Below are 14,375 nucleotides of genomic sequence, written 5' to 3'. Positions count from 1 at the left end.
AGTCACCTGTTATCTTTGCGCCCGCTATGATCGCTCACCGCTATGCAGTTGCGATCAATAGGCTTCTATGGAAGATAAAAAAAGCTTAGACAAGGTTTCCGCCGCTGGTTTACTGGTAGCCTTGGGCATCATCTATGGCGACATCGGTACGTCGCCTCTCTATACGCTTCGCGCCATTGTTGGTCCTACCAACGTCATTGATGCCGAAGTTGTCCGTGGAGCGCTCTCCTGCATTTTCTGGACGCTCACCCTTCAGACCACCGTTAAGTACGTAATCCTGATTCTGCGAGCCGATAACCGGGGCGAAGGTGGGATTTTCGCGCTCTACGCCCTGGTTCGCCGCCACGCCCGCTGGCTCACGTTGCCCGCCATCATCGGGGGGTCGGCGCTGCTGGCCGACGGGATCATCACCCCACCCATTTCCGTTACGTCGGCGGTGGAGGGGTTGCGTCAGCTGTATCCCACCATCACAGAGAGTCAGATCGTTACCATCGTTATTGGTATCCTGACGGTGCTCTTCCTGATTCAGGCCTTCGGCACAAGTGTAGTCGGAACGGCGTTTGGACCGGTTATGATGGTGTGGTTCGGTATGTTGGCGGTGCTGGGTATCGGCAGTATTGCGCAGGACCCAAGCATTTTTGTGTCGCTCAATCCCTACTATGCCTACGAACTGCTGGTCGAGTATCCGGGTGGTTTCTGGCTGCTGGGGTCGGTCTTTCTGTGTACGACCGGGGCCGAGGCGCTGTATTCCGACATGGGCCACTGCGGACGGGCCAATATCCGGGTAAGCTGGGCGTTTGTCAAAGTCTGCCTGCTGCTGAATTATTTGGGGCAGGGCGTCTGGCTTGTCAACCACGCCAACGAGAATCTCAACGAGCGTATTCCGTTCTTCCAGTTGATGCCCGGCTGGTTCCTGACTGTTGGGATTATCATCGCTACGTCGGCTACGGTTATCGCGTCTCAGGCCCTTATCAGCGGCTCATTTACACTTATCAGCGAAGCCATCCGGCTCAATTTCTGGCCTAAAGTTCGGCTCCGTTACCCGTCGGTTCAGAAAGGGCAGCTCTACGTACCCAGCATCAACCTGTTGCTTTGGTTGGGTTGTGTCGGTATCGTGCTTTATTTCCGCGAGTCGAGCAATATGGAAGCGGCTTACGGCCTGGCCATTACGCTCACCATGCTGATGACCACGATGCTGATGGCCTATTACCTCTATAGTAAGAAGTATCAGGCCTGGGGTGTGGTGCTGTTTCTATCGGTATATCTGGCCATCGAAGGCTCGTTTTTGGTGGCTAACCTCATCAAATTCCCGCATGGTGGGTACGTGTCGCTGCTGATCGGTGCTACGATTGCCGGTGTAATGTACATCTGGTTACAGGCCTTCCAGATCAAACTACGCCTGACCGAATACGTTCGGATTGATCATTACCTGCAATCGCTGAAAGAGCTGAGCCGCGATATCAGCATACCGAAATATGCCACGCACATCGTATTCATGAGCAACGCGGCGCGGCAGTCGGAGATCGAATCGAAGATTATTTACTCGATTTTTCAGAAACGCCCTAAACGCGCCGACATATACTGGTTTGTGCACGTCGACACCACTGACGACCCCTATACGATGGAGTATAAGGTAAACACGATTGCGCCCGACGATGCCTACAAAATCACGTTTAAGCTCGGCTTCCGGGTCGAGCAGCGCATCAACCTGTTTCTGCGCAAGGTAATCGAAGACATGGTGCGCAATAAGGAGGTAGACATTACCAGCCGCTACGAATCGCTCAACCGCCAGAACGTCATCGGCGACTTCCGGTTTGTGGTGCTCGAAAAATTCCTGTCGTTCGAAAACGACCTGCCTACCTTCGAGCGCCTCATTATGAATGCCTATTTCTCGATCAAAGGGTTCACAACACCAGAAGACCGCTGGTTTGGTCTTGACAGCAGTTCGGTGAAAGTCGAAAAAGTCCCGCTCGTGATCCGTCCCGTCGAGAACGTTACCCTGAAACGAATTCCATCGTAGAGACGCAACCCCTTGCGTCTCACTGGCGTCAGCAATTTGAAAAAGGCTGGCGCGGATTGAGACGCAAGGGGCGGTCCGCCGCTGCGGTTGCGTCTCTACATTACACACAATTATGAAGCTTCTTATCACCGGCGGGGCCGGATTTGTTGGGTCGTCGCTCGCCATTGCGCTGAAGAAAAACTACCCCGATTACACCATTTATTGCCTCGATAACCTCAAACGGCGCGGCTCAGAACTTAACATCTCGCGGTTGAAGCAGGCTGGTGTCGAGTTTGTACATGGCGATATTCGTAGCAAAGAAGATTTTGACGCCCTGCCTGCCGTCGATACCGTCATCGAAGCCTCAGCCGAGCCATCAGTACTGGCGGGCCTGGATGGTACGCCCGATTACCTCATCAATACCAATCTGTTTGGTACGGTCAACTGCCTCAATTACGCGCTGAAGCATAAGGCGGCCTTTATCTTCCTGTCGACCAGCCGGATTTATCCCATCAAAACGCTTGAAACGCTCAACTTTAACGAAGGCGATACGCGTTTTGAGCTAGTCGATGAGCAGCCGGTACCGGGTGTATCGGCCAAAGGCATTGCCGAGAATTTTCCGCTCGATGGCGCCCGGTCACTCTACGGCACCACCAAGCTGGCGTCGGAGCTGATTATTCAGGAGTATAACGAGTTTTACGGCCTCAAGACGGTCATTAACCGGTGCGGGGTGATTACCGGTCCCTGGCAGATGGGTAAGATCGATCAGGGCGTGATGGTGCTCTGGATCGCCAAGCACTATTTCGAGCAGCAACTGGCGTACATCGGCTATGGCGGAACGGGCAAACAAACCCGCGACATGTTGCATGTGGATGACCTGTATCGTCTAATCGACTGGCAACTACACAACCTCGATACCGTCAACGGCGAGATTCTGAATGCAGGTGGCGGGGTCGAATGCAGCGCCTCGTTGCAGGAACTGACCAAGATTTGCCAAGATGTAACCGGCAAGACCATTCCTATCCGGCAGGTGACCGAAAACCGAGCCGCCGACATTCGCCTATACATCACCGACAACACAAAGGTAACCGCCCTGACCGGCTGGAAACCCGAAAAGACGATGCAGGATATCGTCTCTGATATCCACGTTTGGCTCGACGAAAACCGGGCCGCGCTGGAGCCTATACTCAAATAGCTACTGCGCTTTATAAGCGGTAAACTAGCCTGAAAGCAGGTCTATTAGACAATCCTCGTGTTGCCTGATAGACCTGCTTTTTTTGTGGAAAACGTACCCAGCCACGCTTCCATGTCCCCTCTTACTTTCGTATATTAGGGTATCCTTCCTGACTACTAAACCTTCCAACGTATGAAAACCATTTCGCTGCTCGTCTACGAAGATGCGGTGTTGGCCTCTGTCTCGGGCGTGATCGATCTGCTCATGGCTACCAATCAATTCGTTCAGCAGTTGGGCCGCCCCGCCCCGTTCCGACTGGAACTGGTCAGCGAAAAAGGGCATCCGATTCAGTTGGCCGTACCAGCTCAATTCCTCTGCTCGTGCACCCTCGACGAAGCCACCGACAGCGAGCTCATCATCGTGCCGGCCTTTTATATGGATCCAGAAGCGGCCATCGCTCGTAACAGAGCCCTCATCGATTGGCTGGCCGCGCGGTATGCCGCTGGCACCGAAATCGCCAGCATGTGCGTAGGAAGTTTCTTTCTGGCCGAGGCCGGTTTGCTCACGGGCAAAACCTGTGCCTCGCACTGGAAATCGGTTGATGAGATGCGGCAGCGTTACCCCGATGTGCAGGTCCTTACCGACACGGTCATGACCGATCACGATCGGATTTATACCAGTGGTGGTGCGCTGCTGTCGTGGAACTTGGTGCTGTATCTGATCGAGAAATTCTGCGGCCGCGATGTATGCATCGGCATTAGTCGCCTTTTTAACATCGATCTTGATCGGGTCAGTCAGTCGTACTTTGCGGTGTTTCAGGGACAGCGGCAACATGAAGACGAAGGCATATTGCGGGCTCAGACGTTTATCGAGACCCATTTCCACCTGCCGCTCACGGTCGATCAAATCGCCGAACAGGCCAATATGAGTAAGCGTAACTTCATTCGGCGGTTTAAGCAGGCCACGCAAAATACGCCGCAGGAATATCTGCAACGGGTGAAGGTCGAATCGGCCAAGAAAGCACTGGAAAAAGACACAAACGACATCACTACGGTTATGTATGACGTAGGTTACAACGATGCCAAAACATTCAGAAAAGTATTTCGGCAAGTAACAGGCCTTACTCCACAGGCTTATCGTCGTAAATACAACCGAACCGGGCTGGCTGTCGCCTGACGTTTTCCACTGACTCGCGCAGGTTCAACAGCCTGCCACACTGCTGCTTATCAATGACTATTTACTGCCACGTGCATCTAGCCGATTCTGACAAAGAATCATTGCTCAACGCTCTATCGCCTACCGATCAGTGCTTTTTCGCTCAAGATCTATCCCCCGCCGAACAGCAGGTACGTTGTGGAGAAGCTGAGGTTATTTTTGGTAACGTACCTACAGATTGGCTGACCGACAACGCCAACCTACGCTGGCTCCAATTGAATTCAGCAGGCCTTAATCCCTACAACCGGTTCGATTGGTCGCAACTTCCTGAGGTAACCGTAACGAATCTGCACGGCTTTTTTGGGCAATCCTGTGCCGAAACGGCATTGGCGGGCATTCTGGCGTTGTATCGCGGGATCGCGCCGCTAGTCGACTACCAACGCGATCACGAATGGGTAGGCAGTAAACTCCGTCCGTCGCTACATGTCTTGTCGGGTAAACGAGCGTTGGTGTTGGGGGCGGGTGCCATAGGCCAGACAACGGGGCGGTTGCTGGAAGCGTTTGGCTGCGCAGTTACCTATGTACGCCGTACTGAAGCGCCTACGTTTGCGGATCTGGACGCGCTATTGCCCAAAGCGGATCTGGTGGTAGGTACGTTGCCCGAAACAGCCGAAACCATCAATATGCTCGATGCCACACGGCTAGGCCTGATGAAACGGGGAAGCGTGCTGGTGAATGTCGGCCGCGGGTCGCTATTAGACGAACGGGCTTTAATCGACCTGCTCACGCATGGTTATCTGGCTGGTGCTGTGCTTGACGTGACCGCCGTGGAACCCCTGCCTGCAGATCACCCACTTTGGGATCTGCCAAACGTTATCTTAACCCAGCATACAAGCGGTGGGTACGCCGACGAAAAACGCGATATGGTGGGTGTTTTTATTAATAACCTTCACGCCTATAAATCAGGACAGCCTTTGGCTAATGAAGTTGACTTTAGCCGCGGCTATTGAAACGATACCGGCAAAACGGACGTACCTAGAGTATAAATAAAAAGGCCAGTCTGACAGCAGACTGGCCTTTTCTATTGCGTTACGCTAACGATTTATACCGTCTGGCGTTTTTTGCTTTTGGTGAATTGCTCGCGCGATTCGGTGATCGTTTCGAGTTCTTCCTGCGAACCGACAATGGCACTCTGGTAACGACGTACCCCCGTACCGGCCGGGATCAGGTGACCTACGATTACGTTCTCTTTCAGGCCTTCGAGGTTGTCCTGCTTGCCACGAATCGAGGCTTCGCTCAACACTTTCGTCGTTTCCTGGAATGAAGCCGCCGAGATGAAGCTGTCGGTACCCAGCGATGCCTGCGTAATACCTTGCAGAATCGGCTGTGATACGGCTGCCATGGCATCCCGCACCGTTGCGATCTTCATGTCGCGACGTTTCAGGCTTGAGTTCTCGTCACGCAGGCGACGGGCTGAAATGATCTGACCGGGTTTCAGGCTTTCTGAATCACCAGCATCAGTTACCACTTTCGCATCCATCATCTTGTCGTTTTCCTGACGGAACAACCATTTGTCGACAACCTGATTTTCGAGGAAGTTGGTATCGCCTGAATCGGTGATCTCAACTTTCTGCATCATCTGCCGAACAATCGACTCGATGTGCTTATCGTTAATTTTCACCCCTTGCAGACGGTATACTTCCTGAATCTCGTTCACGAGGTATTCCTGCACAGCCGTTGGGCCTTTAATCGCCAGAATGTCGCTTGGCGTAATGGCACCATCCGACAGCGGCGCACCAGCCCGTACGAAGTCATTTTCCTGTACAAGGATAAACTTCGACAGAGGCACCAGATACTTCTTCCGCGTGCCGTCTTTCGATTCGATGAAGATCTCGCGGTTACCACGTTTAATAGCGCCGTATGATACGATACCATCGATCTCCGATACGACCGCCGGGTTCGACGGGTTACGGGCTTCGAACAGTTCCGTTACACGCGGCAGACCACCCGTAATATCGCGGGTTTTACCCACGTTACGCGGAATCTTCGCCAGTGGCTGACCAGCGATGATCGACTGACCACTCTTCACAACCAGACGTGAGCCTACGGGTAGGTTATAACCTTTCTCCGTCGTGTCGTCCAGCAGGGTAGTCGTGCCGTTCACCACAATGGCCGGGTTCTTCGCCTTGTCACGGGTTTCGATGATAACCATCTCCTGGAAGCCAGTCTGTTCGTCAAACTCTTCGCGGTAGGTGATACCTTCCTCGATAGCGTCAAACGAAATTGAACCGGTCAGTTCTGACAGAATCACGGCGTTGTACGGATCCCAGGCGCACAGTTCGTCGCCTTTTTTCACCATATCGCCCTCTTTCACCCGCAGGAACGCGCCATACGGTACGTTGTTGCTGATGAACACCAGGTTCGGATCAGTCGGCGAAACGATTTTGATTTCACCCGAACGACCCATTACGACCGTCTGGGGATTGCCTTCGTTATCCTGCGACTCAACCGTCCGCATTTCTTCGAACTGAATCATCCCGTCGAATTTCGCCTTCAAGGCGGCATCAACGGCAATGTTCGACGCCGTACCACCTACGTGGAACGTACGGAGCGTCAGCTGTGTACCCGGCTCACCGATCGACTGCGAGGCAATTACACCCACAGCTTCACCGATGTCGACCATCCGACCTGTTGCCAGGTTGCGGCCGTAGCACTTGGCACATACACCTACTTTCGCCTCACACGTCAGCACCGACCGGATTTCAACCATCTCGATGCTCGTTTCGTCGATCTCAGCGGCAATTTCTTCCGTGATCAACTCACCGGCACCAACCAGCAGCAACGGTTCGCCTTCTTCGTTTTTCTTCAGCGGATCGTAGATATCGTGTACCGAGGTACGTCCCAGAATCCGTTCCGACAGCGGTTCAACGATATCTTCGTTGTCCTTGAGGGCCTGAATCTGAATACCACGCAACGTACCACAGTCATTCTCACTGACGATTACGTCCTGGGCTACGTCGTGCAGACGACGCGTCAGGTAACCGGCATCGGCCGTTTTCAAGGCGGTATCAGCCAGACCTTTCCGGGCACCGTGCGTCGAGATAAAGTACTCCAATACGTCGAGGCCTTCTTTGAAGTTCGACAGAATCGGGTTTTCGATAATCTCGCCGACTGACCCTTGCAGGTTTTTCTGTGGCTTGGCCATCAGACCCCGCATACCACCCAACTGACGAATCTGCTCCCGCGAACCACGCGCTCCCGAGTGCATCATCATGTAGATGGAGTTGAAGCCCTGCTGATCGGCCTCCAACTGTTTCATCAGCGTTTCGGTCACGCGTGAGTTTACGCGCGTCCAGATGTCGATGACCTGGTTATACCGTTCGTTTTCCGTGATGAGACCCATCAGGTAGTTGTCCCATACGCCTTGCACGGCTTGCTTGGCCTCGTCGACCAGTTCCTGCTTGGCATCCGGAATCTTCACATCGCTCAGACCGATCGACAGACCGCCCCGGAAGGCCATCTGGAAACCGAGTTCTTTGATATCATCAAGGAATGCCGCCGTTTTGGCCACACCCGCGATTTTGAAGATCAGAGCAATGATCTGCTGGAGTTTCTTCTTCGTCAACAGTTCGTTGATGAAGCCTACTTCTTCAGGTACGTGCTGGTTGAAAAGCACCCGACCGGCTACGGTCTCGATGACTTTCGACTCCAGCTCGCCCAACTCGTTGCGGACATTCACCCGGCACTTGATGTTGGCGTGCTTCGACAGTTTGCCTTCGTTGACCGCGATAACTACCTCTTCGGGGCCGTAGAAGGTCATGCCTTCACCACCCACGGGGTATTCTTCGGTCGCCTTACGGCCTTTCGTTACGTAATATAGGCCCAACACCATGTCCTGCGAGGGTACCGTGATCGGCGCGCCGTTGGCAGGGTTCAGGATGTTGTGCGAAGCCAGCATCAGCAGCGACGCTTCCAGTACGGCTTCCTGACCCAGTGGCACGTGAACAGCCATCTGGTCACCGTCAAAGTCAGCGTTGAAGGCTGTTGTTACCAGCGGGTGCAATTGAATAGCTTTACCCTCGATCAGCTTCGGCTGGAACGCCTGAATACCCAGACGGTGCAGGGTCGGCGCCCGGTTGAGGAGTACAGGGTGACCTTTCAGCACGTTTTCCAGAATGTCCCAGATAACAGGATCTTTCCGGTCAACGATTTTCTTGGCCGATTTCACCGTTTTCACGATGCCCCGCTCGATCAACTTACGGATAATGAACGGTTTGAACAGCTCGGCAGCCATGTCTTTCGGCAGGCCGCACTCGTGCATTTTCAATTCCGGACCTACCACAATGACCGAACGACCCGAGTAGTCAACACGCTTACCGAGCAGGTTTTGCCGGAAACGACCCTGCTTACCCTTCAACATGTCGGACAGTGACTTCAGCGCACGGTTACCCTCCGAACGAACGGCGTTTACCTTACGTGAGTTGTCAAACAGTGAATCGACGGCTTCCTGAAGCATCCGCTTCTCGTTCCGCAGAATTACCTCAGGCGCTTTGATCTCGATCAGGCGCTTCAGACGGTTGTTCCGGATGATTACCCGACGATACAGATCATTCAGATCGGACGTAGCAAACCGGCCACCATCAAGGGGGACAAGCGGGCGTAGTTCGGGCGGAATCACCGGCACCATGCGGATGATCATCCACTCGGGGCGGTTTTCAACCCGACCGTTAGCCTCCCGGAACGCTTCAACGACTTTCAGACGCTTCAACGCCTCTGCTTTCCGCTGTTGCGACGTATCCGTAGCGGCAGCGTGGCGGAGGTTATACGACAGCGAATCCAGTTCAAGGCGCGACAGCAGCATTTCCAGCGCGTCGGCACCCATCTTAGCGATAAACTTATTCGGGTCTTTGTCGTCGAGGTGTTGGTTGGTCGCCGGCAGCTTGTCGATGATGTCGAGGTACTCGTCTTCCGTCAGGAAATCGAGTTCATTGATGCCATCAGCGGCTTTGATACCAGCCTGCACGACCACATACCGCTCGTAATAAATGATCTGATCGAGCTTCTTGGTAGACAGCCCGAGCAGGTAACCAATCTTGTTGGGAAGGCTACGGAAATACCAGATGTGCGCTACGGGCACCACCAGTTCGATGTGGCCCATACGCTCCCGGCGTACTTTCTTCTCCGTTACTTCCACACCGCAGCGATCACAGATAATGCCTTTATAGCGAATCCGCTTGTACTTACCGCAGTGGCACTCCCAGTCTTTCACCGGCCCGAAGATCCGCTCGCAGAACAACCCGCCCATTTCAGGCTTGTAGGTCCGGTAGTTGATCGTCTCGGGCTGAGTGACTTCGCCGTATGAACTCTCCAGAATGGACTCGGGCGACGCCAGGCTGATCGTTACGCTGGAGAAGTCGCTGTTGAGCTTCTTGTTCTTTTTGAAAGACATTGGTTGGAGATTTAACTGTTTCTGTTGTCAGTCCTCAGTCCACTGTCTTCTGTTACGCTACGTCAGAACGAAGCAACAGAAAACAGTGGACTGAGGACTTTTCAACTATTTACTCTAAAGTGATTTCCAGTGCCAGACCACGCAACTCGTGAACGAGTACGTTGAATGATTCCGGGATGTTTGGTTTCGGCAGGTTCTCGCCTTTCACGATGGCTTCGTATGCCTTGGCACGGCCTACTACGTCATCGGATTTAACGGTCAGGATTTCCTGTAGGATGTTCGACGCCCCAAAGGCCTCCAACGCCCACACTTCCATCTCGCCGAAGCGCTGACCACCAAACTGTGCCTTACCACCCAGCGGCTGCTGCGTAATGAGCGAGTAGGGCCCAATCGAACGGGCGTGCATCTTGTCATCAACCAGGTGACCCAGTTTCAGCATGTAGATGATACCTACCGTTACTTTCTGATCGAAGCGCTCGCCCGTCAGACCGTTGTACAGGTACGTCCGGCCAAATTCAGGCAACCCGGCTTCCGTCAGTTCGTCGGCAACCTGCTGCTCGGTAGCACCGTCGAAAATCGGCGTAGCGTATTTGCGGTTCAGTTTCTGACCCGCCCAGGCCAATACCGTTTCGTAGATCTGCCCGAGGTTCATCCGGGAAGGTACACCCAATGGGTTCAGCACGATGTCGACCGGCGTCCCATCTTCCAGGAACGGCATGTCTTCATCCCGCACGATCCGGGCAACTACCCCTTTGTTACCGTGGCGACCAGCCATTTTATCACCCACTTTCAGCTTACGCTTCTTGGCGATATATACTTTGGCCAGTTTCACGATACCTGCTGGCAGTTCGTCACCCACTTCAAGGGTAAACCGTTCGCGTTTGAAGCGACCCGTGATCTCGTTGCGGCGCGTGTTATAGTTTTTCACTAATCGCACTAGCAACTCGTTCGTCTCAGCGTCGTCGGTCCAGTTTTCCAGTACCAGATCGCCCAGCAGGTTCACCTCTTCAGGCACCGCGTAACCGCTTTCGTCGCGGTACGGGTTTTTGTCGGGGAACAGGTTGTCGGTGATGTTCTTCCGGCTGAACTTCGTGCCTTTGCTGATGATCTCATCACCGAAGCGATGTTTCACGCCAGCACTGGTTTTGCCGTCGAGCAGTTCAACCAGTTTGTCGATCCCCCGCGAACGGAAGGCCGTCAGATCCCGGCTGTACTTCTTCATCAGCACTTTCAACTCTTCCTTGTGCTTACCCCGATCTTCTTTCGAGGGACGTGAGAACAGTTTAGTGTCGATAACAACCCCTTTCAACGACGGCGGTGCCTTTTTCGAAGCATCCTTCACGTCGCCGGCTTTATCGCCAAAAATGGCGCGGAGCAGTTTCTCTTCCGGCGTCGGATCGCTCTCCCCTTTCGGCGTAATCTTGCCGATCAGGATATCACCTTCCTTCACCTCCGTACCCACACGCACGATACCGTTCTCATCGAGGTTCCGCACTGTTTCTTCCGAAACGTTCGGGATCTCCGAGGTCAGTTCTTCTTCACCACGTTTGGTGTCACGTACCTCCAGTTCAAACTCTTCAATGTGGATCGACGTGAAAATGTCTTCGCGCACAACGCGCTCCGAAATCACGATGGCATCCTCGAAGTTGTAACCCTGCCAAGGCATGAAGGCAACCTTCATGTTGCGGCCCAGCGCCAGTTCGCCCGTCTGAGTGGCGTACCCTTCGCAGAGCACTTCCCCTTTTTTCACCTTCTGTCCTTTCAGAACGATCGGCTTCAGGTTGATGCAGGTATCCTGGTTGGTCCGGCGGAATTTGATGAGGTTGTACGTTTTCACGTCTTCATCAAACGTCACCAGGCTGGTGTCTTTATCCAGGTTGTACCGAACAACGATCTTGGTCGAATCAACAAAGTCAATTACCCCGTCCGTTTCAGCCACAACCAATGCCCGCGAGTCAACGGCAACCCGGCCTTCCAGACCCGTACCCACGATGGGGGCTTCGGGACGGAGCAGGGGCACCGCCTGACGTTGCATGTTCGATCCCATCAGGGCACGGTTGGCGTCATCGTGCTCCAGGAACGGAATCATCGACGCCGCCACCGACACAATCTGGTTAGGGGCAATATCCATGAACGATACGCTCGTCGGCTCCGACATCGGGAAGTCACCTTCAAAACGGGCTTTCAGGCGATCCACTTTAAAGTTGCCTTTATTGTCGACAGCCGAGCTTGCCTGCGCGATGTAATGTGAATCTTCCTCTTCAGCCGTGAGGTACATCACCGGCTTATCGGGCACTTTACCGTTTTCAACAATCCGGTAAGGCGTTTCGATGAAGCCCATGCTGTTCACTTTGGCGTATACGCAAAGCGATGAGATCAGCCCGATGTTCGGTCCTTCTGGCGTTTCGATCGTACACAGGCGACCGTAGTGCGTATAGTGTACGTCACGTACCTCGAAACCAGCCCGTTCGCGAGACAGACCGCCTGGCCCGAGTGCCGACATCCGACGCTTGTGCGTCACCTCAGCCAACGGGTTGGTTTGGTCCATAAACTGCGACAGCTGATTGGTACCGAAGAACGAGTTAATCACCGACGACAGCGTCCGGGCGTTGATCAGATCAACCGGCTTGAAGTCTTCGTTATCGCGCACGTTCATCCGCTCTTTGATTGTCCGGGCCATACGAGCCAGACCGACACCAAATTGCGCATACAATTGCTCACCAACGGTACGTACCCGACGGTTGCTCAAGTGGTCAATATCATCGACAACCGCTTTGGCGTTGATCAGACCGATGAGGTATTTCACGATTGAGACAATGTCTTCAGTCGTCAATACTTTCGTGTCGATCGCTACGTCCAGACCGAGTTTCTTGTTGATCCGATATCGGCCAACATCACCCAGGTCATAGCGTTTATCCGAGAAGAACAGGCTTTGGATCACCTCCCGTGCCGACTGTTCGTCGGGCGCTTCGGTGTTCCGCAGTTGCCGATAGATCTGCTCAACGGCTTCTTTCTCCGAGTTCGAGCTATCCTTCTGGAGCGTATTATAAATGATGTTGTAATCGGCCACGTTCATATCTTCCTTGTGCAGGATGATTGATTTCTGGCCCGATTCAACAATCGTATCAATGTCATCAGCACCGATCACCGAGTCGCGCTCCATGAGCACTTCGTTCCGGCTAATCGATACTACCTCACCCGTATCTTCATCAACGAAGTCTTCGGTCCAGGTACGTAGCACCCGTGCCGCCAGCCGACGACCAATGGCCTTCTTCAGCGTATTGGGGGTAGCGTTAATCTCTTCCGACAGCCCAAACAGATCCAGAATGTCTTTATCTGATCCAAAGCCGATAGCCCGCAACAACGTCGTCACCGGGAATTTCTTTTTCCGGTCGATGTACGCATACATCACGTTGTTTACGTCGGTCGAGAATTCAATCCAGGACCCCTTAAATGGAATGATCCGGGCTGAATACAGTTTAGTGCCGTTAGTGTGTTTGCTCATCGAGAAAAACACGCCCGGCGAACGGTGCAACTGCGAAACAATGACCCGCTCGGCTCCGTTTATCACAAACGACGCCTTCTCGGTCATGTACGGGATGTTGCCCAAAAACACGTCCTGCTCGATGGTCTCGAAGTCTTCGTTGTCGGGGTCACTGTTCGACAGCCGTAGTTTCGCCTTCAGCGGAACGGAATAGGTCAGCCCCCGGTCGATACACTCATCAACAGAGTATTTCGGCGGATCAACTGAGTAATCAATAAATTCCAGCGTGAAATTTTCGCGCGAATCCGAGATTGGGAAATTTTCCTGGAATACCTTGTACAACCCTTCCTGCGAACGGCTGTCTGAAGGTGTGTCCAACTGAAAGAAGTCACGGAATGATTTCAGCTGAATATCCAGAAAGTCGGGATAGTCAACTACAGGCTGAATCGTCGCAAAGTTCTTGCGTGTGTTGGTGTTTTTAGCGTTTGTAGCCAAGGCTCTTCTGCGTTTAGTTGAGCGACTGATTCTGTACTAAAAAACCCCCTTCCAATACGAAATCTGGTAACGTATATAAAAGGGCGTAAAAAAGCAACACCGCCCGCCAAAAATTAGTTTTAACGGGGCGACGTATGTAGATAAAAAGTCTCCAAGCAGAAAAAGACCTGACAGTTTGCCAGGCCTTTTCTGCTTGGAGTATGGTAGATCGGCTGTATGCTTACTTAACTTCTACTTCAGCACCAGCTTCTTCCAATTGCTTACGGAGTGCTTCGGCTTCGTCCTTAGCAACACCTTCTTTAACCGGCTTCGGCGCACCGTCAACCAGTTCTTTTGCCTCTTTCAGGCCCAGACCCGTCAGGTCTTTCACCAGCTTCACAACGGCCAGTTTACCGGCGCCGGGAGCTTTCAGAATCACGTCGAAAGAGGTTTTTTCTGCAGCAGCAGGAGCGGCATCACCAGCACCAGCACCACCACCGGCTACCATAACGGGAGCTGCGGCTGCGGGCTCAATGCCATACTCATCTTTCAGGATAGCAGCCAGCTCGTTTACTTCTTTAACCGTCAGGTTAACAAGCTGCTCAGCGAATGCTTTCAAATCTGCCATTTTCGTATTGGA

General features: G+C 53.2%; 7 protein-coding genes. 4 read left to right on the top strand and 3 right to left on the bottom strand.

Annotation, left to right across the window (positions count from 1 at the left end; all coding sequences use genetic code 11):
- The first annotated feature begins 67 nt into the window (after nucleotides 1–67).
- From ACAW74_RS13555 to ACAW74_RS13540, 4 genes are all read left to right on the top strand, one after another.
- On the top strand, nucleotides 68–2,020 hold the full coding sequence (locus ACAW74_RS13555) for a KUP/HAK/KT family potassium transporter (protein ID WP_370698743.1): 1,953 nt from the start codon (nucleotides 68–70) through the stop codon (nucleotides 2,018–2,020).
- Between the two features lie 112 nt (nucleotides 2,021–2,132).
- A complete protein-coding gene (locus ACAW74_RS13550; RefSeq protein WP_370698742.1) occupies nucleotides 2,133–3,194 on the top strand; it encodes an NAD-dependent epimerase/dehydratase family protein in 1,062 nt (353 codons plus the stop codon).
- A 171-nt stretch (nucleotides 3,195–3,365) separates the two neighbouring features.
- Nucleotides 3,366–4,349: a GlxA family transcriptional regulator gene (locus ACAW74_RS13545; RefSeq protein WP_370698741.1), complete on the top strand. Its 984-nt coding sequence runs from the start codon at nucleotides 3,366–3,368 to the stop codon at nucleotides 4,347–4,349.
- Nucleotides 4,350–4,402: 53 nt separating this feature from the next.
- Complete coding sequence (locus tag ACAW74_RS13540; protein WP_370698740.1) at nucleotides 4,403–5,338, top strand: D-2-hydroxyacid dehydrogenase; 936 nt, start codon at nucleotides 4,403–4,405, stop codon at nucleotides 5,336–5,338.
- Between the two features lie 92 nt (nucleotides 5,339–5,430).
- Here the strand turns inward: ACAW74_RS13540 and rpoC are convergent, their stop codons facing one another.
- The 3 genes from rpoC to rplL form a co-directional block, all read right to left on the bottom strand.
- Nucleotides 5,431–9,777: a DNA-directed RNA polymerase subunit beta' gene (rpoC, locus tag ACAW74_RS13535; RefSeq protein WP_370698739.1), complete on the bottom strand. Its 4,347-nt coding sequence runs from the start codon at nucleotides 9,775–9,777 to the stop codon at nucleotides 5,431–5,433.
- Nucleotides 9,778–9,886: 109 nt separating this feature from the next.
- Nucleotides 9,887–13,756, bottom strand: coding sequence for a DNA-directed RNA polymerase subunit beta (rpoB, locus tag ACAW74_RS13530; RefSeq protein WP_370698737.1), 3,870 nt, complete (start codon nucleotides 13,754–13,756; stop codon nucleotides 9,887–9,889).
- 220 nt (nucleotides 13,757–13,976) lie between these two features.
- Complete coding sequence (rplL, locus tag ACAW74_RS13525; protein ID WP_370698736.1) at nucleotides 13,977–14,363, bottom strand: 50S ribosomal protein L7/L12; 387 nt, start codon at nucleotides 14,361–14,363, stop codon at nucleotides 13,977–13,979.
- Between the last annotated feature and the right edge of the window lie 12 nt (nucleotides 14,364–14,375).

It is taken from the genome of Fibrella musci (genome assembly GCF_041321105.1).
Classification (GTDB): Bacteria; Bacteroidota; Bacteroidia; order Cytophagales; family Spirosomataceae; genus Fibrella; species Fibrella musci.
This window is presented reverse-complemented; position numbering and strand designations above follow the sequence as displayed.

Excerpts from the sequence above, each read along its gene's own strand:
- ACAW74_RS13550 (WP_370698742.1), top strand. The coding sequence starts at position 2,133 with ATGAAGCTTCTTATCACCGGCGGGGCCGGATTTGTTGGGTCGTCGCTC.
- ACAW74_RS13545 (WP_370698741.1), top strand. The coding sequence starts at position 3,366 with ATGAAAACCATTTCGCTGCTCGTCTACGAAGATGCGGTGTTGGCCTCT.
- ACAW74_RS13540 (WP_370698740.1), top strand. The coding sequence starts at position 4,403 with ATGACTATTTACTGCCACGTGCATCTAGCCGATTCTGACAAAGAATCA.
- rplL (WP_370698736.1), bottom strand. The coding sequence starts at position 14,363 with ATGGCAGATTTGAAAGCATTCGCTGAGCAGCTTGTTAACCTGACGGTT.
- rpoC (WP_370698739.1), bottom strand. The coding sequence starts at position 9,777 with ATGTCTTTCAAAAAGAACAAGAAGCTCAACAGCGACTTCTCCAGCGTA.
- ACAW74_RS13555 (WP_370698743.1), top strand. The coding sequence starts at position 68 with ATGGAAGATAAAAAAAGCTTAGACAAGGTTTCCGCCGCTGGTTTACTG.